Source organism: Streptomyces sp. NPDC058877 (assembly GCF_042742855.1).
Taxonomy (GTDB): Bacteria; Actinomycetota; Actinomycetes; order Streptomycetales; family Streptomycetaceae; genus Streptomyces.
The window spans coordinates 1-17,637 of record NZ_JBHYMF010000147.1 but is presented as its reverse complement, the minus strand read 5'-3'; the positions used below and the strand labels follow the sequence as shown (position 1 = coordinate 17,637).

At 70.3% G+C, this 17,637-nt stretch carries 13 protein-coding genes; 1 reads left to right on the top strand and 12 read right to left on the bottom strand.

Features of this window, described 5'->3' with window-relative positions; genetic code table 11:
- Positions 1-47: 47 nt before the first annotated feature.
- The 12 genes from ACFW2Y_RS26850 to ACFW2Y_RS26795 all read right to left on the bottom strand — a co-directional run bounded on the left by ACFW2Y_RS26850 (position 48) and on the right by ACFW2Y_RS26795 (position 16,486).
- Complete coding sequence (locus ACFW2Y_RS26850; protein WP_384884291.1) at positions 48-1,976, bottom strand: TIGR03960 family B12-binding radical SAM protein; 1,929 nt, start codon at positions 1,974-1,976, stop codon at positions 48-50.
- Positions 1,977-2,027: 51 nt separating this feature from the next.
- Positions 2,028-3,566 (bottom strand): CHAD domain-containing protein, encoded by a 1,539-nt coding sequence (locus ACFW2Y_RS26845; RefSeq protein WP_384884288.1) that lies wholly within the window; start codon positions 3,564-3,566, stop codon positions 2,028-2,030.
- Between the two features lie 19 nt (positions 3,567-3,585).
- The gene (gene rodA, locus ACFW2Y_RS26840; RefSeq protein WP_384884285.1) at positions 3,586-4,785 is read right to left on the bottom strand and encodes a rod shape-determining protein RodA; all 1,200 of its coding nucleotides are present in this window, start codon (positions 4,783-4,785) and stop codon (positions 3,586-3,588) included.
- A gap of 12 nt (positions 4,786-4,797) precedes the next feature.
- Positions 4,798-7,023: a penicillin-binding protein 2 gene (gene mrdA / locus ACFW2Y_RS26835; protein ID WP_384884282.1), complete on the bottom strand. Its 2,226-nt coding sequence runs from the start codon at positions 7,021-7,023 to the stop codon at positions 4,798-4,800.
- A 19-nt stretch (positions 7,024-7,042) separates the two neighbouring features.
- Positions 7,043-7,711 carry a rod shape-determining protein MreD gene (gene mreD / locus ACFW2Y_RS26830; RefSeq protein WP_384884280.1) on the bottom strand — a complete coding sequence of 223 codons (669 nt, stop codon included), beginning with the start codon at positions 7,709-7,711 and terminating at the stop codon, positions 7,043-7,045.
- A complete protein-coding gene (mreC, locus tag ACFW2Y_RS26825; protein WP_384884278.1) occupies positions 7,708-8,712 on the bottom strand; it encodes a rod shape-determining protein MreC in 1,005 nt (334 codons plus the stop codon). The genes mreD and mreC overlap by 4 nt, the downstream gene beginning before the upstream one ends.
- A gap of 65 nt (positions 8,713-8,777) precedes the next feature.
- Complete coding sequence (locus tag ACFW2Y_RS26820) at positions 8,778-9,797, bottom strand: rod shape-determining protein (protein ID WP_017239313.1); 1,020 nt, start codon at positions 9,795-9,797, stop codon at positions 8,778-8,780.
- Positions 9,798-10,036: 239 nt separating this feature from the next.
- On the bottom strand, positions 10,037-10,450 hold the full coding sequence (gene ndk / locus ACFW2Y_RS26815) for a nucleoside-diphosphate kinase (RefSeq protein ID WP_384884275.1): 414 nt from the start codon (positions 10,448-10,450) through the stop codon (positions 10,037-10,039).
- Positions 10,451-10,514: 64 nt separating this feature from the next.
- Positions 10,515-10,880 (bottom strand): DUF4233 domain-containing protein, encoded by a 366-nt coding sequence (locus ACFW2Y_RS26810; RefSeq protein ID WP_384884273.1) that lies wholly within the window; start codon positions 10,878-10,880, stop codon positions 10,515-10,517.
- 5 nt (positions 10,881-10,885) lie between these two features.
- Positions 10,886-12,424, bottom strand: coding sequence for a bifunctional folylpolyglutamate synthase/dihydrofolate synthase (locus ACFW2Y_RS26805; RefSeq protein ID WP_384884270.1), 1,539 nt, complete (start codon positions 12,422-12,424; stop codon positions 10,886-10,888).
- A 148-nt stretch (positions 12,425-12,572) separates the two neighbouring features.
- Positions 12,573-13,712: a sensor histidine kinase gene (locus ACFW2Y_RS26800; protein WP_384884267.1), complete on the bottom strand. Its 1,140-nt coding sequence runs from the start codon at positions 13,710-13,712 to the stop codon at positions 12,573-12,575.
- Between the two features lie 152 nt (positions 13,713-13,864).
- Complete coding sequence (locus ACFW2Y_RS26795; RefSeq protein WP_384884264.1) at positions 13,865-16,486, bottom strand: valine--tRNA ligase; 2,622 nt, start codon at positions 16,484-16,486, stop codon at positions 13,865-13,867.
- 138 nt (positions 16,487-16,624) lie between these two features.
- On the opposite strand from ACFW2Y_RS26795, the gene ACFW2Y_RS26790 reads away from it, so the two are divergent.
- The gene (locus tag ACFW2Y_RS26790) at positions 16,625-17,605 is read left to right on the top strand and encodes a hypothetical protein (RefSeq protein WP_384884261.1); all 981 of its coding nucleotides are present in this window, start codon (positions 16,625-16,627) and stop codon (positions 17,603-17,605) included.
- The last annotated feature ends 32 nt before the right edge of the window (positions 17,606-17,637 follow it).

Genomic DNA, 17,637 nt, shown 5'->3' with positions numbered 1-17,637 from the left:
GCCCGGCCGGGGGTGAGCCCCCGGCCGGGCCGTCGTCCGGCCGTTGACTACTTGACGACCGTCAGCGGCAGCAGCTTCTTGCCGGTCGGGCCGACCTGGATCTCGGTCTGCATCGCCGGGCACACGCCGCAGTCGAAGCACGGCGTCCACCGGCAGTCGTCGACCTCGGTCTCGTCGAGGGCGTCCTGCCAGTCCTCCCAGAGCCAGTCCTTGTCGAGACCGGAGTCCAGGTGATCCCAGGGGAGGACCTCTTCGTAGGTGCGCTCGCGGGTGGTGTACCAGGCGACGTCCACGCCGACCTCGGGAAGCGTCTTCTCGGCGCACTCCATCCAGCGGTCGTACGAGAAGTGCTCGCGCCAGCCGTCGAAACGGCCGCCGTCCTCGTACACCGCGCGGATGACCGCGCCGAGGCGACGGTCTCCGCGGGAGAGCAGGCCCTCGACGATGCCGGGCTTGCCGTCGTGGTAGCGGAAGCCGATCGAGCGGCCGTACTTCTTGTCGCCGCGGATCTTGTCGCGGAGCTTGCGCAGGCGCTCGTCCGTCTCCTCGGCCGACAGCTGCGGGGCCCACTGGAAGGGGGTGTGCGGCTTGGGGACGAAGCCGCCGATGGAGACGGTGCAGCGGATGTCGTTCTGGCCGGAGACCTTGCGCCCCTCGGCGATCACGTTCATCGCCATGTCGGCGATCTGGAGGACGTCCTCGTCGGTCTCCGTCGGCAGGCCGCACATGAAGTACAGCTTCACCTGGCGCCAGCCGTTGCCGTACGCGGTGGAGACGGTCCGGATGAGGTCCTCCTCCGAGACCATCTTGTTGATGACCTTGCGCATCCGCTCGGAGCCGCCCTCGGGGGCGAAGGTGAGGCCGGAGCGGCGACCGTTCCGGGTCAGCTCGTTGGCCAGGTCGACGTTGAAGGCGTCGACCCGGGTGGACGGGAGGGACAGGCCGATCTTGTCCTCCTCGTACCGGTCGGCCAGCCCCTTCGCGATGTCGGCGATCTCGGTGTGGTCCGCGGAGGACAGCGAGAGCAGGCCGACCTCCTCGAAGCCGGTCGCCTTCAGACCGCGGTCCACCATCTCGCCGATGCCGGTGATGCTTCGCTCCCGCACGGGGCGCGTGATCATGCCGGCCTGGCAGAAGCGGCAGCCGCGGGTGCACCCGCGGAAGATCTCGACGGACATCCGCTCGTGGACGGTCTCCGCGAGCGGGACGAGGGGCTGCTTGGGGTACGGCCACTCGTCCAGGTCCATGACGGTGTGCTTGGACACGCGCCACGGCACGCCGGACCGGTTGGGCACGACACGGCTGATGCGGCCGTCCGGCAGGTACTCGACGTCGTAGAAGCGCGGGACGTAGACGCTGCCGGTCTTCGCCAGACGGAGGAGGACCTCCTCTCGCCCGCCGGGGCGACCCTCGGCCTTCCACTGGCGGATGATCTCGGTCATGTCGAGGACGGCCTGCTCGCCGTCGCCGATGATGGCCGCGTCGATGAAGTCCGCGATCGGCTCGGGGTTGAACGCGGCGTGGCCGCCGGCGAGCACGATCGGGTGGTCGACGGTCCGGTCCTTCGACTCCAGCGGGATGCCCGCCAGGTCGAGGGCCGTGAGCATGTTGGTGTAGCCCAGCTCCGTGGAGAAGCTCAGGCCGAAGACGTCGAAGGCGCCGACGGGTCGGTGGCTGTCCACCGTGAACTGCGGCACGTCGTGCTCGCGCATCAGCTCTTCGAGGTCCGGCCACACGCTGTAGGTGCGCTCGGCGAGGACGCCCTCGCGCTCGTTCAGCACCTCGTAGAGGATCATGACGCCCTGGTTGGGCAGACCGACCTCGTACGCGTCCGGGTACATCAGCGCCCAGCGGACGTCGGCGGACTCCCACGGCTTGACCGTGGAGTTCAGCTCTCCACCGACGTACTGAATCGGCTTCTGCACGTGCGGGAGCAGAGCTTCGAGCTGCGGGAAGACAGACTCGGCAGCAGACATCTCGAACCTTCGTGAGCTGGCAGGGGGCGACTCTCAAGCGTACCCCGGTGCTCAGCGGGTCAGTGCCGCCCGGAGTTCGGGGGCCGAGGCCCGTGCCCAGACCCCGGGGAGTTCCCGCTCCCGGGCGGCGGCCGCGGCTTCCTCCCGCCCGTAGAGAAGTCCCCAGGTGAAAGCGGATTCGCCAGCTCCGTGAGCCTGCGCGGCAAGGGTGCGCAGCGTCTCGCGGGCGACGACGGCATCCTGGTGCTCACCGAGCAGCGACTGGGTCTCCTTCAAGCGGGAGGCGAGCTTCTTCGCGGGTTTCCCGAGGACCGGAACGGCGACCTCGGCGGCGTAGCGGGCGCGCTTGGCGGCCTTGCGGGCGTCGTGGAGGGCGAGGTCCCGGGCGCGGCCCGGGGCGAGGGACAGGGCGTGCTCGATCCGGCGGGCGACGCGGCGGTCATCGCGCAGCACGGCCTGGGGGAGGACCTTCGTCGCGTCCCCGCGGGCCGCGGGACGCAGGGGCGGATCGGTCAGCAGCGCGTCGAGGCGGTCGAGGAGGGCGAGGTGCCGCTCGGAGTCGAGGGCGGCGAGGGCGCGGCTCCGGGAGTCGCGTTCCTGGGCGGTGCCCCAGATCCGCAGGCGGCGCCGGACGGGGCCGAGCCGCAGGGTGCGGGGCAGCGCGTCGATCCCGTGGCGCAGCCGCTCGACCAGGACCTCCTGGTCGCGGGCGGCGCCCAGTTCGCCGGCCAGCCACTTCAGCTCGGCGCCGACGGGGTCGGTGGCCGTCCGGTCGAGCACCTTCCGGTACGTCCTGAGGGCGCTGCGCAGACGGCGGCAGGCGACCCTCATCTGGTGCACGGCGTCGGGCAGGTCGCGTCGGACTGCGGGGTCGAGCGCGACGATCGCCTCGACCTGTTCCCGTGCGTACGCGAGCACGGCGGCCCCGGCGGTGCCGGGGCCCGGCAGCTCATCCGGTCCGGCCGGAGCCCCGTCCGGGGCCGTGGCGGCGCCGCCCGTCTCTTCCAGGGCCCTGGCCAGTTTCGACGGGGAGGCCGAGCGGCGGATGCCCGCCTTCTTGAGGCGCTTCTCGATCGCGTCGAGGATCGTCTCGTCGTCGGTGCCGTCGGCGAGCTCGACCTCGACCTCGGTCCAGTTCGCCTCTTCCCCGCCCGGGAGGCGTTCCGCGTGGACCGTGTCCACGGAGAGCTCCGCGAGGAGGGTGCCGTCCGGTGCCGTCAGGTGGTGGACGGCGCGCCGGGAGCGGAGCCGTACCACGGGCACGACGTCGGCGTGGCGGACCCTGGACCTCAGGAGCCCCGCCAGCTCGCCCGGGAGGGCGTCGCTGAGCGGGGCCCTGACCTCGTCGCGGATGCCGGAGGCCACGGGGAACTTGAGGTGCCAGCCGGCGTCCCGGCCGCCGGTGCGGCGGCGGAGCGTGAGCGAGGCGGCGGCCAGTCGGAGGTCCGGGGTGTCGTGGTAGACCGCGTCGAGGACGTCGACGCCCCGGTCGAGGACGGCAAGGACCCCGGTCACCCGGGTGAGGTCGGGCAGTTCCGTGTCCCCGGTGGCTTCGTACTTCCGCTCGATCTCGCGCTTGGTCTCCGCCATGCCTCGAATCTAGTGGCCCTCAGGCCGTTATGGGCCGCTGGACCCGGATCGACTGGAGGAGTCCGATCGCCACCCACACCGCGAACATGGACGAGCCGCCGTAGGAGACGAACGGCAGCGGTAGGCCCGCGACCGGCATGATGCCGAGGGTCATCCCGATGTTCTCGAAGGACTGGAAGGCGAACCAGGCGATGATTCCGGCCGCGACGATCGTGCCGTAGAGCTCGGTGGTCTCGCGGGCGATCCGGCAGGCGCGCCAGAGGACGATGCCGAGGAGGACGAGGATCAGGCCGGCGCCGACGAAGCCGAGCTCCTCGCCCGCGACGGTGAAGACGAAGTCGGTCTGCTGTTCGGGCACGAACTGCCCGGTGGTCTGCGAGCCCTTGAAGAGTCCGGCGCCGAGGAGGCCCCCGGAGCCGATGGCGATGCGGGCCTGGTTGGTGTTGTAGCCGACGCCGGCCGGGTCGAGATCGGGGTTGGCGAAGGCCGCGAAGCGGTTGATCTGGTACTCGTCGAGCATGCCGAGCGCGGTGACGAGGACGGCGCCGAGGACACCCGCGCCGATCAGGCCGAGGACCCAGCGGTTGGAGGCGCCGGAGGCCAGGAGCACGCCGAGCACGATGACCGCCATGACCATGACCGAGCCGAGGTCGGGCATCAGCATGACGATGCCCATGGGGAGGGCGGCCAGGGCCAGGGCCTTGGCGACGGTGCCGTGGTCGGGGTGGAGTTGGTCTCCCGCGTCGACCTTGGCGGCCAGCAGCATCGCCATGCCGAGGATGATCGTGATCTTCACGAACTCGCTGGGCTGGAGGGAGAAGCCGCCGCCGACGACGATCCACGCGTGGGCGCCGTTGATGGTGGCGCCGAGCGGGGTGAGGACCGCGAGGATCAGCACGATGGAGAGGCCGTAGAGGATCGGCACGGCGCCGCGCAGGGTGCGGTGGCCGAGCCAGATCGTGCCGACCATCAGGGCGAAGCCGATGCCGGTGTTGAGGAGGTGCCGGAAGAGGAAGTAGTAGGGGTCGCCGTTGTTGAGTTGGGTGCGGCCCCGGGTGGCGGACCAGACGAGCAGGGAGCCGATCCCGGAGAGGGCGAGCGCCGAGAGCAGGATCGGCCAGTCGAGCCGGCGGAGCACCGAGTCGCGGGCGGCCAGCTTGGCGAGCGTGCCGCGTTCGGGTGCGTACCGGGAGACGGAGAAGCCGTGGGGTGCGGTCATGGGCCTCAGTCCCTAGAGCCGGCTGGCGGGCGGGCCCGCGAGTGCCTGGTCGTCGTCCGGCTTCCTGGCCGGGGTGGTGGCGTCCTGGACCCGCGAGGGCGCGTTCGGGTCGACCTTCTGCGCGTCGGGGTCGTACGGCTTGATCTTGGGGGCGTCGATGGAGCCGTCCGCCTCGATCTTCGGCAGGGCCTTCTGCGGCTGCGGCAGCAGGGCCCGCTTGAGGTCCTGGTTGCCGGCGTCGTCGAGGCCGTAGAGCGCGTCGTAGATGTTGCGCACCGCGGGGCCGGAGGCTCCGGAGCCGGTACCGCCCTGGGAGATCGTCATGACGATCGCGTAGTCCTCGGTGTACGTGGCGAACCAGGAGGTCGTCTGCTTGCCGTAGACCTCGGCGGTGCCGGTCTTGGCGTGCATCGGGATCTTGTCCTGTGGCCAACCGACCTGGGCGAAGCGCCAGGCGGCGGTGCCGCGGGTGGCGACGCCGGCGAGGGCTTCGTCTATCAAGTCGCGCGTCTTGGCGGTCATCGGCAGCCTGCCGTGGGACTCGGGCTCGATCTCGGTGACCGTCTTGCCGTCGGGGCTGACGACCGCCTTGCCGACGGTCGGGTTCCACAGGGTGCCGCCGTTGGAGATGGCGGCGTAGATGGTGGCCATCTGGATGGGGGTGACGAGGGTGTCGCCCTGGCCGATGGAGTAGTTGACGGAGTCACCGGCGCGCATCAGGTTGCCTTCGAGGCAGTTCTCGTACGAGAGCTGCTCGACGTAGGTTCCGCCGCGCTTGCCGATCTTGCACCAGTAGTCCTTGTTGGCCTCCCAGAACTTCTGCTTCCACTGGCGGTCCGGGACCCGGCCGGTGACTTCGTTGGGGAGGTCGATGCCGGTCTCGGTGCCGAGGCCGAACTGATGGGCCGTCGTGTAGAACCAGTCCTTGGCGTCCTTCTTCGGCTTCATCCCGCCGTCTTTGAGCCACTGCTGGTGGGAGAGCGCGTAGTAGACGGTGTCGCAGGAGACTTCGAGGGCCTGGCCGAGGGTGATGTTGCCGTGGCCCTGGGACTCGAAGTTCTTGAAGACCTGGCCGCCGATGGAGTACGAGGACGGGCAGGGGTAGCGGCCGTTGAAGTCGTACCCGGCACTGACGGCCGCGGTGGACGAGACGACCTTGAAGATCGAGCCGGGGGCCGCCTGGCCCTGGATGGCCCGGTTGAGCAGCGGGAAGTTGGAGTTCTTGCCGGTGAGGGCCGCGTAGTCCTTGGCGGAGATGCCGCCGACCCAGGCGTTGGGGTCGTAGTCGGGCTGCGAGGCCATGGCCACGATGCGGCCGGTCTTCGCCTCCATGACGACGACGGCGCCGGCGTCGGCCTTGTAGTTCTCGTTGGTGTTCCGGTCGTGGACCTTGCGGGCCTCGACCATCGCGTTGTGGAGCTCCCACTCGGCGACCGCCTGCACGCGGGCGTCGATCGAGGTGATGACGTTGGCGCCGGGGACGGCGGGGTCGCTCTTGGCCTGGCCGATGACCCGGCCGAGGTTGTCGACCTCGTAGCGGGTGACTCCGGCCTTGCCGCGCAGTTCCTTGTCGTAGGTGCGCTCCAGGCCCGACCGGCCGACCTGGTCGGAACGGAGGAACGGCGAATCGGTGTCCTTGGCCTTCTCGATCTCGGCGTCGGTGACGGGCGAGAGGTAGCCGAGGACCTGGGAGGTACGGGCTTCGCCGGGGGCCGGGTAGCGGCGGACGGCGGTGGGCTCCGCGGTGATGCCGGGGAAGTCCTCGGCGCGCTCGCGGATCTGGAGGGCCTGCTGGGTGGTGGCCTCGTCGGTGACCGGGATCGGCTGGTACGGGGAGCCGTTCCAGCAGGGCTTGGGCGTCTTGGAGTCGCAGAGCCGGATCTTGTTGATGACGTCCTGGGGCTTCATGTCGAGGACGCCGGCGAGCCGGGTGAGGACGGCCTTCCCGTCGTCCTCCATCTTCATGAGCTCGGTGCGGGAGGCGGAGACGACGAGGCGGGTCTCGTTGTCGGCGAGCGGAACCCCGCGGGCGTCGAGGATGGAGCCGCGGACGGCGGGCTGGACGACCTGCTGGACGTGGTTGTTCTTCGCCTCGTCGGTGTATTCCTTGCCGTTGCGGATCTGGAGGTACCAGAGCCGGCCGCCCAGGGTGAAGAGCAGCGAGAAGACGAGGATCTGGATGACGACGAGCCGGATCTGGACCCGGGGGGTCCGCCCGGTCTCGGGAATGTTGCTCATGCTGCCGTTGCCCCCTCGGTCACAGTCGCTTGACTCCCTTGATGCGTCCGGCCCGTGAGGCGCGGTTCCGTGCGGCCTTCACGCGCAGCCCGCCGCGCTGGGCGCCGATCCTGAGACCGGTGCCGGAGGAGAGCCAACCGGAGGCGACGTCCGCGCTGTTGCCCCCGCCGGAGTCGGTGAGCGGATCGTTCTCGGCACGGCGCGCGAGGGCCATGATCAGCGGCACGGTGAAGGGCGCGAGGAGCAGGTCGTACAGGGCCGCGGTGAACAGCAGGAAGCCGAGGCCGACATGGCGGGCGGCGGTGTCTCCGACGAGGGCTCCGACGCCCGCGTAGAGCAGGGTGGAGCCGACGGCTGCGGCGACGACGACGGCCATCGGACCGGTCGCGGAGGTCAGCCGGCCGTTGTCCGGCCTGGCGAGGCCGACGAGGTAGCCGACGAGGCAGAGCACCAGGGCGTAGCGGCCGGCGGCGTGGTCGGCGGGCGGGGCGAGGTCGGCGAGGAGACCGGCGGTGAAGCCGATGAGGGCACCGCTGACGTGTCCGTAGACGAGGGCGAGGCCGACGACGGTGAGGAGGACGAGGTCGGGGACGGCTCCGGGGAGCTGGAGGCGGGCCAGGACGGAGACCTGGACGACCAGGGCGACGACGATCAGGGTGGCGGAGAGGAGGATGCGGTTGAACTTCACGGTGTTGCGTCCCCCTGGTCCTGCCGCGCCTGCTGGTCGCTCTGGGCGTCGTTCTGGTTCTGGGCCCGGTCCTGCTGGTTCGTCCGCTGCCCGTCCGGGGGCGTCGGCGTGACCGTGACGGTGACGGTCGGCGCGGGCTTGGGCTTCTGCGGGAGGACCGTGTCCCGGGGGTCCGAGCGCGGGGCCTGGACCACGACGCCGACGATGTCGAGCTTGGTGAAGCCGACGTACGGGCGGACGTAGATGTTGCGGGTCAGGCCGCCACCCGCCGGGTCGACGCGGACGACCTCGCCGACCGGGACGCCGGGGACGAAGGGCTTGTCGGCGCGCGAACCGAAGGTGACGAGCCGGTCGCCGGGTTCGACCTTGGCCTTGCCGTTGAGGAGTTGGACCAGGAGGGGGCTGTCGCCCCGGCCGGTGGCGAAGCCGAGTTCGTCGCTCTTCTCCATGCGGGTGCCGACGGTGAAGTCGGGATCGTTGGCGAGGAGCACCGTGGAGGTGGTGGGGCCGACGGTGGTGACGCGGCCGACGAGCCCGGCGCCGTTGAGCACGGTCATGTCCCGGGTGATGCCGTCGCGGCTGCCGATGTCGATGGTGACGGTCCAGGAGAAGCCCTGGGCCGCCCCTATGGCGATGACCTGGGCACCCTTGATGCCGTACTGGCCGGCACCGGCGGTCTTCAGCATGGAGTCGAGCTCCCGCAGCCGGTTGCGGTTGCGGTCGTCGCTGCCGAGCTTCGCCTTGAGCTCGGCGTTCTCCTTCTCCAGGGCGGCGATCCGGGTGTGCCGCTCGCCGGAGTCCCGTACCGCGCCTATGGCGTGGGCGACCGGGTCGACGGCGGCCGCCACGCCGTTCTCGACGGGACCGAAGACCGCCGCTGCGGCCTGTCGGGCACCGTCGACGGGCGACTCCTGGCCGCCGCGGATGTCCACCGTGATCAATGCGAACGCGATGGCGATCAGCAGCACCAGGAGCAGCCGGCTCTCTCGTGTGTCCCTCACGTGCGGCGGCCGTGCCTTTCCTCGTGGTCCGGTTGTTCGGTTGTACTACGTCGGGTGCTGCGGTACTAGCGGCGGGGCTGTGCGTCGAGGACCTGCTGGAGCGCCTCGAACTCCTCCACGCACTTGCCGGAACCGAGCGCGACGGAGTCCAGCGGGTCTTCGGCGATGTGGATCGGCATGCCGGTCTCGCGGCGGAGTCGCTCGTCGAGGCCGCGCAGCAGGGCACCGCCACCCGTGAGAACGATGCCACGGTCCATGACGTCACCGGAGAGCTCCGGCGGGCACTTGTCGAGGGTGGTCTTCACGGCGTCGACGATCGCGTTGACCGGCTCCTCGATGGCCTTGCGGACCTCGGCGGCGGAGATGACCACGGTCTTGGGAAGCCCGGAGACGAGGTCGCGACCGCGGATCTCGGTGTGCTCGTCCTTGTCGAGGTCGTAGGCGGAGCCGATGGTGATCTTGATCTGCTCGGCGGTGCGCTCACCGAGGAGGAGCGAGTACTCCTTCTTGATGTGCTGGATGATGGCGTTGTCCAGCTCGTCGCCCGCGACCCGGATGGACTGTGCCGTGACGATTCCGCCGAGGGAGATGACGGCGACTTCGGTGGTGCCGCCACCGATGTCGACGACCATGTTGCCGGTGGCCTCGTGGACGGGGAGGCCCGAGCCGATGGCCGCCGCCATGGGCTCCTCGATGATGTGGACCTGACGGGCACCGGCCTGGGTCGACGCCTCGATGACGGCGCGGCGCTCCACTCCGGTGATGCCGGAGGGAACGCAGACGACGACGCGGGGGCGGGCCAGGTAGCGGCGCTTGTGGATCTTGAGGATGAAGTAGCGGAGCATCCGCTCGGTGATCTCGAAGTCGGCGATCACACCGTCCTTGAGCGGGCGCACGGCGACGATGTTGCCGGGGGTCCGGCCGATCATCTTCTTCGCCTCCGCACCGACCGCGAGGATTCCCCCGGTGTTGGTGTTGATGGCGACGACGGACGGCTCGTTCAGGACGATGCCTCGACCCCTGACGTACACCAGCGTGTTGGCGGTCCCGAGGTCGACAGCCATGTCACGGCCGATGAACGACATTGAGTTCCCCTTGATTTCCCATGGCTGAGAGTGGTGCGGCGTGGAGTTTTCCATCGTAGTGCCGCCCGCACGGATGGCGCGCGCTGGTCCACCCCTGTGCGAGGTGGCCCGCCTCCGTAGTAGAGGTGACGGAAGGACGCGGCGATCCGTTCCCGGGATTGGCGTTCATATGCCTGGGGGCGGCCGAATTCCTTCGGTCGCCCCACAGGCTGCTGCCGTTCGGCTGACTCGGAGTCAGATCAGGCGAGGCCCGGGAAGAAGATCTTCAGCTCGCGCGCTGCGGACTCCTCGGAGTCCGAGGCGTGGATCAGGTTCTCGCGGACGATGGTGCCGAAGTCACCGCGGATGGAGCCCGGTGCGGCAGCGATGGGGTCGGTCGGACCGGCAAGGGTGCGCAGGCCCTCGATGACCCGCTCGCCCTCGACCACGAGCGCGACGACCGGGCCGGACTGCATGAAGCCCATCAGCGGCTCGTAGAAGGGCTTGCCCTTGTGCTCGCCGTAGTGCTGCTCCAGCGTGTCCTGGTCCAGCGTGCGCAGTTCCAGGGCCGTGATGGTCCAGCCGGCCTTGCGCTCGATGCGGCCGATGACCTCACCGATCAGACCACGGCGGACGGCGTCCGGCTTGAGCAGGACGAGCGATCGCTGGCTCACGGGGTACTCCTTAGGAAAAGCAGTGTGCGGGCCTCAGAGGCTACAGGGCCCGCACGTCCTACGATTACGCAGCGTCAGGCCCTGCCGAGGCCTGGGCGGCCTGCGACGCCGCCCAACCCGCCTTGATCTCGTCGACCTTCCGGCCGTAGTGCACCGAGCACCACCACAGGACGGCGAAGACCGCCCCCAGGACGAACATCACGGGCACGAAGAAACCGCTGGCGACCAGCCCGACCTGGAGCATCCAGCCGAGCTGCACCCCACCGGGCCGGGTGATCATCCCGCACAGCAGCACCGAGAGGACCATCGCGGTCCCGCACACCCACCACACGGTGGACATCGCGAGGGAGTCGTCCTTCATGGCGACGAGCCCGGCGAAGCCGATCACGAAGAACTCGCCGATGAGCGTGGAGGAACAGAGCGTACGCATCGGGTTCAGCCCCTTCGCAGCAGCAGCCGGGCATCGCCGACCGTGAAGATCGAACCGGTCACCAGGACGCCCGCGCCGCCGTACTCGGCCTCTTCCTCCGCGAGGGTGATCGCCGCTTCGATGGCATCGGGCAGCCGCGGCTCGACGACGACCCGGTCCTCTCCGAAGACCTCGACCGCGATCGCGGCGAGCGCGTCCACGTCGGTGGCCCGCGGGTTGGAGTTGGTCGTGATCACGACCTCGGCGAGCAGCGGCTCGAAGGCCTCCAGAACGCCCTTGGCGTCCTTGTCGGCGCTGGTGGAGAGCACGCCGATGAGCCGGGAGAAGCCGAAGGCCTCACTGATGCCCTCCGCCGTGGCCCGGGCGCCGTGCGGATTGTGCGCGGCGTCCAGGATGACGGTCGGCGAGGAGCGGACGATCTCCAGGCGGCCGGGCGAGGCCACCCGGGCGAAGGCCTGCCGGACGGTGTCCACGTCCAGGGTCCTGGCGTGCTCCGCGCCGATCCCGAAGAACGCCTCGACCGCCGCGAGCGCCACCGCCGCGTTGTGCGCCTGGTAAGCGCCGTGCAGCGGAAGGAAGACGTTGTCGTACTCGCCGCCGAGGCCGCGCAGGGTGAGGAGCTGGCCGCCGACCGCGACCTCACGGGAGGCGACGCCGAACTCCATGCCCTCGCGGGCCACGGTCGCGTCCGCCTCGACGGCCTTCTTCAGCAGGACCTGGGCCGCGTCGACCGGCTGCTGGGCCAGGATGACGGTCGCGCCCTGCTTGATGATCCCGGACTTCTCGCCGGCGATCTCGGCGGTCGTCCCGCCGAGCCGGTCGGTGTGGTCGAGGTCGATGGGGGTGACGACGGCGACGGATCCGTCGATGACGTTCGTCGCGTCCCACGTGCCGCCCATGCCGACCTCGACGACCGCCACGTCCACCGGGGCGTCCGCGAAGGCCGCGTACGCCATGCCGGTCAGGACCTCGAAGAAGGAGAGCCGGTACTCCTCGCGGGCATCGACCATCTCCACGTACGGCTTGACGTCCCGGTACGTCTCGATGAACCGCTCGGCGGAGATCGGGGCGCCGTCCAGACTGATCCGCTCGGTGATGGTCTGCACGTGTGGCGAGGTGTAGCGCCCGGTGCGCAGTTCGAAGGCGCCGAGCAGGGCCTCGATCATGCGGGCCGTCGACGTCTTGCCGTTGGTGCCGGTGATGTGGATCGAGGGGTACGCGCGCTGCGGCTCGCCGAGGACGTCCATGAGGGCGGCGATCCGGGTGACCGAGGGCTCCAGCTTGGTCTCGCCCCAACGGGTGGACAGCTCGGTCTCGACCTCGCGCAGCGCCTCGTCCAGCTCGGGGTCCTCGGGGCGGCTGGGCACGGGGTCCCCCTGGGGAGGCCCCGCCTGGGCGCGCAGGGTACGGCTGCCGGCCTCGATCACCGCCAGGTCGGGGTCTCGGTCGCCCACCGCGTCGGCGGCGGGTGTCACTGCTGCGTCGACGATGGCGTCGAACTGGTCGTCGAACTGGTCGTCACGCTGATCGCTCGGCTCACTCACGCGCCCAGTCTACGGAGGGCGGCCGACGGGGCCGTGGACCCACCCCTTTCGGAACGCCCGGTGCGTCCACCGCCGCGTCGACCGGGCATAACCGACGATCATGGACACGGGACGGCGTGCCGGGTGGGCCACGGCCGTCCGGTGCGCGTCACTGCCGCAGGCTCGTCGGGAGCAGCGCCGTCACCCGGTAGAAGCCGTCCTCCCGGCGGGCCCTCAGCGTGCCGCCCATGCTGGTGACCCGCTCCTCCATGGAGAGCAGGCCGGTGCCGGTCGAGACGGGAGGAGGCTCCGGCGGGGTCTTCGGCAGGGGGTTGCGCACCTCGATCCGGAGGTCGGGGCCGTCCATCGTGATCTCGACCGTGGCCGGAAGGCCGGGCGCGTGCTTGGCGACGTTCGTGAGGCACTCCCGGACGACCCGGTGGACTGCCGCCTGCCGGATCGGGGACAGCGCCTCGGCCCCGTCGACCACGGCCAGTTCGACGGGGTTGCCCATCCGCTCGCTCTCTCCGGCGAGCGCGGCGAGCCCTTCGAGGCCTGGGGTCGCGGTGTCCCGGTCGGCGCGGCGGACGACCGTTTCGTTGAGCATGAGGTGGGCGCGCCGGGCGGTGTCCGCGAGCTCCTCGAAGTCCTTCTGGTGGGCCTCTCCCCGGGCCCGCACCGCGAGCACCTCGGCCCGCACCGCGAGGACGGTGAGCTCACGGCCGACCAGGTCGTGGACGTCCCGGCCGACGGAGATCCTCTCCTCCTGCACGGCCTGCCGGGCGGCGGCCTCGCGGCGCTCGGCCTCAAGGGCGCGGACCAGGTCCTGGCGGTACGCGGCGATGCCCACGCCCGCCGCGAGGACGCCGATCGGGACCACCAGGCTGAGGAAGTCGCTGAGGGCGTCGCCGTGCCGGGCGGTCCAGCCGGGCGTCAGGAACAGGAGGTACGCCAGGCCGATGTACAGGAGGGTCGCGGCGACCGCGGCGCGCCGGCCCCGGAAGCGACCGATCGAGTACAGCGCGAACTGGATCATGGTCAGTTCGTGCAGCCACCCCATCAGGCCGAGCGCCACCGCGTACGGCACCCAGGGCAGTCGGCGCCGCAGCACGAGGGTGGCCGCACCGGCCGCCAGGACGAGGGTCGCGGTGACCCCGGTCAGGGGGTTGTCGGCCCGGGCCAGCCCGGGAACGTCCAGGACCATCAGGCCGAAGGCACTGAGTGCGGCGACGACGTCCAGCGCACGGGGCGACACCGCCCACCGGTCCGCGCAACGGCGCAGCGCGGGGACGGCAGGAAGGCGGAGCATGCCTTCCATCATCCCGGGTCTTCCGTGGCGGCGGCGTGGACCTGACGCCCGTTCTGGTGTGGGATCGGGCACTTCGTCCGGCGGGTACGGCCCCGGGGCACGAAGGGGGGCCCGGAACCGATGACCGGTTCCGGGCCCCTCCCTCGTGCGGATCAGGCCTGCGGCAGCTTCTTCAGCTGGGCCTGGATGCGGGCGATGTCCTCGTCCGCCTTGGCGAGGCGGGTGCGGATCTTGTCGACCACGTTGTCCGGGGCCTTGGCCAGGAAGGCCTCGTTGCCGAGCTTGCCCTCGGCCTGGGCCTTCTCCTTCTCGGCGGCGGCCAGGTCCTTGGCGAGGCGCTTGCGCTCGGCGGCGACGTCGATCGTGCCCGAGAGGTCGAGCGCGACGGTGGCACCGGCGACCGGCAGGGAGGCGGTGGCGGCGAAGCCCTCGCCCTCCGGCTGGAGGCGCAGCAGCTGGCGGATGGCGGCCTCGTGCGGGGCGAGCGCGGTGCCGGCCAGCTCCAGGCGGGCGGGAACCTTCTGGCCGTCGTTCAGGCCCTGCTCCTTGCGGAAGCGGCGGACCTCGGTGACGACCTGCTGGACCAGCTCGATCTCCTGCTCCGCGGCCTTGTCGCGGAAGCCCGAGTCCTCGGGCCAGTCGGCGATCACCAGGGACTCACCACCGGTGAGGGTGGTCCAGAGGGTGTCGGTGACGAACGGGACGATCGGGTGCAGCAGGCGCAGCATGACGTCCAGGACCTCGCCGAGGACCCGGCCGGAGACCTTGGCGCCCTCGCCACCGGCGAAGAACGTGGTCTTCGAGAGCTCCACGTACCAGGCGAAGACCTCGTCCCAGGCGAAGTGGTAGAGCGCCTCGCTGAGCTTGGCGAACTGGAAGTCGTCGTAGAGCGCGTCGACCTGCGCGACCGTCTCGTTGAGGCGGGACAGGATCCAGCGGTCGGTCGCCGACATCTCGGCGGCATCCGGCAGCGGGCCCTCGATCGTGGCGCCGTTCATCATCGCGAAGCGGGTGGCGTTCCAGATCTTGTTGGCGAAGTTCCGGGACGCCTGGACCCAGTCCTCGCCGATCGGGACGTCAGCGCCCGGGTTGGCGCCCTTGGCCAGGGTGAAGCGGACGGCGTCGGAGCCGTACGCGTCCATCCAGTCCAAGGGGTCGACCGCGTTCGGGTTGGACTTCGACATCTTCTTGCCGAACTCGTCCCGGACGAGGCCGGTGAGGGCGACCGTCTTGAACGGGACCTCGCCGTCCATCGCGTACAGGCCGAACATCATCATCCGGGCCACCCAGAAGAAGATGATGTCGTGGCCGGTGAGCAGGACGTCGGTCGAGTAGAACTTGGCCAGGTCCGGGGTCCGCTCCGGCCAGCCCAGCGTGGAGAACGGCCACAGGCCCGAGGAGAACCAGGTGTCGAGGACATCGGGGTCCTGGGTCCAGCCCTCGCCCGTGGGGGCCTCGTCGTCGGGGCCGACGCAGACGACCTCGCCCTCCGGGCCGTACCAGATCGGGATGCGGTGGCCCCACCACAGCTGGCGCGAGATGCACCAGTCGTGCATGTTGTCGACCCAGTCGAAGTAACGCTTGGAGAGCTCCTTCGGATGGATCTCGACGGAGCCGTCGCGGACGGCATCGCCGGCGGCCTGTGCCAGCGGGCCGACCTTGACCCACCACTGCATCGACAGGCGCGGCTCGACGGTCGTCTTGCAGCGCGAGCAGTGCCCCACCGAGTGCATGTAGGGGCGCTTCTCGGCGACGATCCGGCCCTGCTCCTTGAGCGCGCCGACGATCGCCGAGCGGGCTTCGAAGCGGTCCAGGCCGAGGAAGGGGCCGTGGACGGTGATGACGCCGTGTTCGTCCATGACCGTCAGGGACGGCAGGTCGTGGCGGCGGCCGATCTCGAAGTCGTTCGGGTCGTGCGCCGGGGTCACCTTGACGGCGCCGGTGCCGAACTCCGGGTCGACGTGCGTGTCGGCGACGACCGGGATCCTACGGTCCGTCAGCGGGAGCTTGATCTCCTTGCCGACCAGGTGCTTGTACCGCTCGTCGTCCGGGTGGACGGCGACGGCGGTGTCGCCGAGCATCGTCTCGGCACGGGTCGTCGCGACGACCAGGGAGTCCTCGCCCTCGCCGTACCGGATGGAGACGAGCTCGCCGGCGTCGTCCTGGTACTCGACCTCGATGTCGGAAATGGCCGTCAGGCAGCGGGGGCACCAGTTGATGATGCGCTCGGCACGGTAGATCAAGCCGTCTTCGTAGAGGTCCTTGAAGATCTTCTGGACGGCCCGGGACAGGCCCTCGTCCATGGTGAAGCGCTCGCGCGACCAGTCGAGACCGGCACCGAGGCGGCGCAACTGTCCGAGGATCCGGCCGCCGTACTCGTCCTTCCACTGCCAGACGCGCTCGACGAACTCCTCGCGCCCCAGGTCGTGGCGGGACTTGCCCTCCTCGGCGAGCTGCTGCTCGACCTTGTTCTGGGTGGCGATGCCGGCGTGGTCCATGCCCGGCAGCCAGAGCGTCTCGAAGCCCTGCATCCGCTTGCGGCGGGTCAGGGCGTCCATGAGCGTCACCTGGAAGGCGTGGCCCAGGTGGAGGGCGCCCGTGACGTTCGGCGGCGGGATGACGATGGTGTACGGCGGCTTGTCGGACTTCGCGTCGGCGGTGAAGTACCCCCGGTCTACCCAGCGCTCGTACAGCGGCCCTTCTACCTCGGCCGGCGCATAGGTGGTCGGCAATTCGGTGGTGGCTGCTGTCTGCTGCTGAGTGTTCTCGGTCACGGGGTCAGTTTAGGGGTGCGGCGGCCCGGTCCTGAAACGCTTTGGTTCCGTAACGGTGTGGCCCCCACCGCACTTCGCCGCCCGCGGTTCCGACAGGATGTTCGGCACGCGTGAACATCCTGTGAGGGGAACCTGTCGATGAGCTACAACCAGCCGGGCCCATACGGCGGGCAGCCGCCCCAGCAGCCCGGCCCCTACGGCCAGCCACCGCAGCCGAGCCCCTACGGCCAGCCGCCACAGCCCGGTCCGTATGGGCAGCCGCAGGCCCCGCAACCGGGTTACGGATACCCGCCGCAGACCCCGCAGGGCGTTCCTCCCCAACAGCCGTACGGCTACCCGCCGCAGCCCGGTCCCTACGGCCAACCGCAGCAGCCGGGCCCCTACGGCCAGCCACCGCAGTACGGTGCGCCCCAGGGTCCCGGCGGCTATCCGCCCCGGCCGCCGGCCCCGAAGAAGTCCAGGGCCGGCTGGATCATCGGCGCGGTCGCGGTGGTGGCGGCCATCGGCGTGGGCGCGTACTTCCTGCTCGGCGGCGGGGGTTCCTCGGTCGCGGACGACGGTCCGCACAAGCTGATCACGCCGGAGACGGTGCTCGGCGAGTACCAGAAGACCCCGGGCAAGGAGAGCTCCTCCGACAAGAAGTCCCTACGGGAAGCCGAGAAGAACGGCGTCGAGAACGCCACCCAGGTCGGCGCCTCCTACCAGGTGAAGGACCCTTCCAACCCCCTCGGGGGCAAGATCCTCTCCTTCAACGGCTTGTACGGCACGATCGACGACCCCGAGAAGGTCGTCGACTCCATCTTCGCCACCACCAAGGCCGAGGCGGAGAAGGACAAGGGCAGCACCGAGGTACCGCAGGTGATCGGGAGCCCCCGGGCGTACGAGCCGGCCGGGCTCGATGGCGCGATCCTGAAGTGCCAGCAGCTCACGACCAAGGCGGACCCCTCTGCGAGCACTCCGGCGATGACCCTGACGATGTGCGTGTGGGCCGACCACAGCACGGTGGGCCTCGTCATCCCGGTCGACACCGCCGCCTTGCTGACGGGCAAGGCCGGTTCCGCCGAGGACGCCGCGGCCCTCACCGCCAAGTTCCGCAAGGAGGTCCGCGTCAAGGCCTGAGCCGTCCGCCGCACATGGTAGGAGGGGCGCCC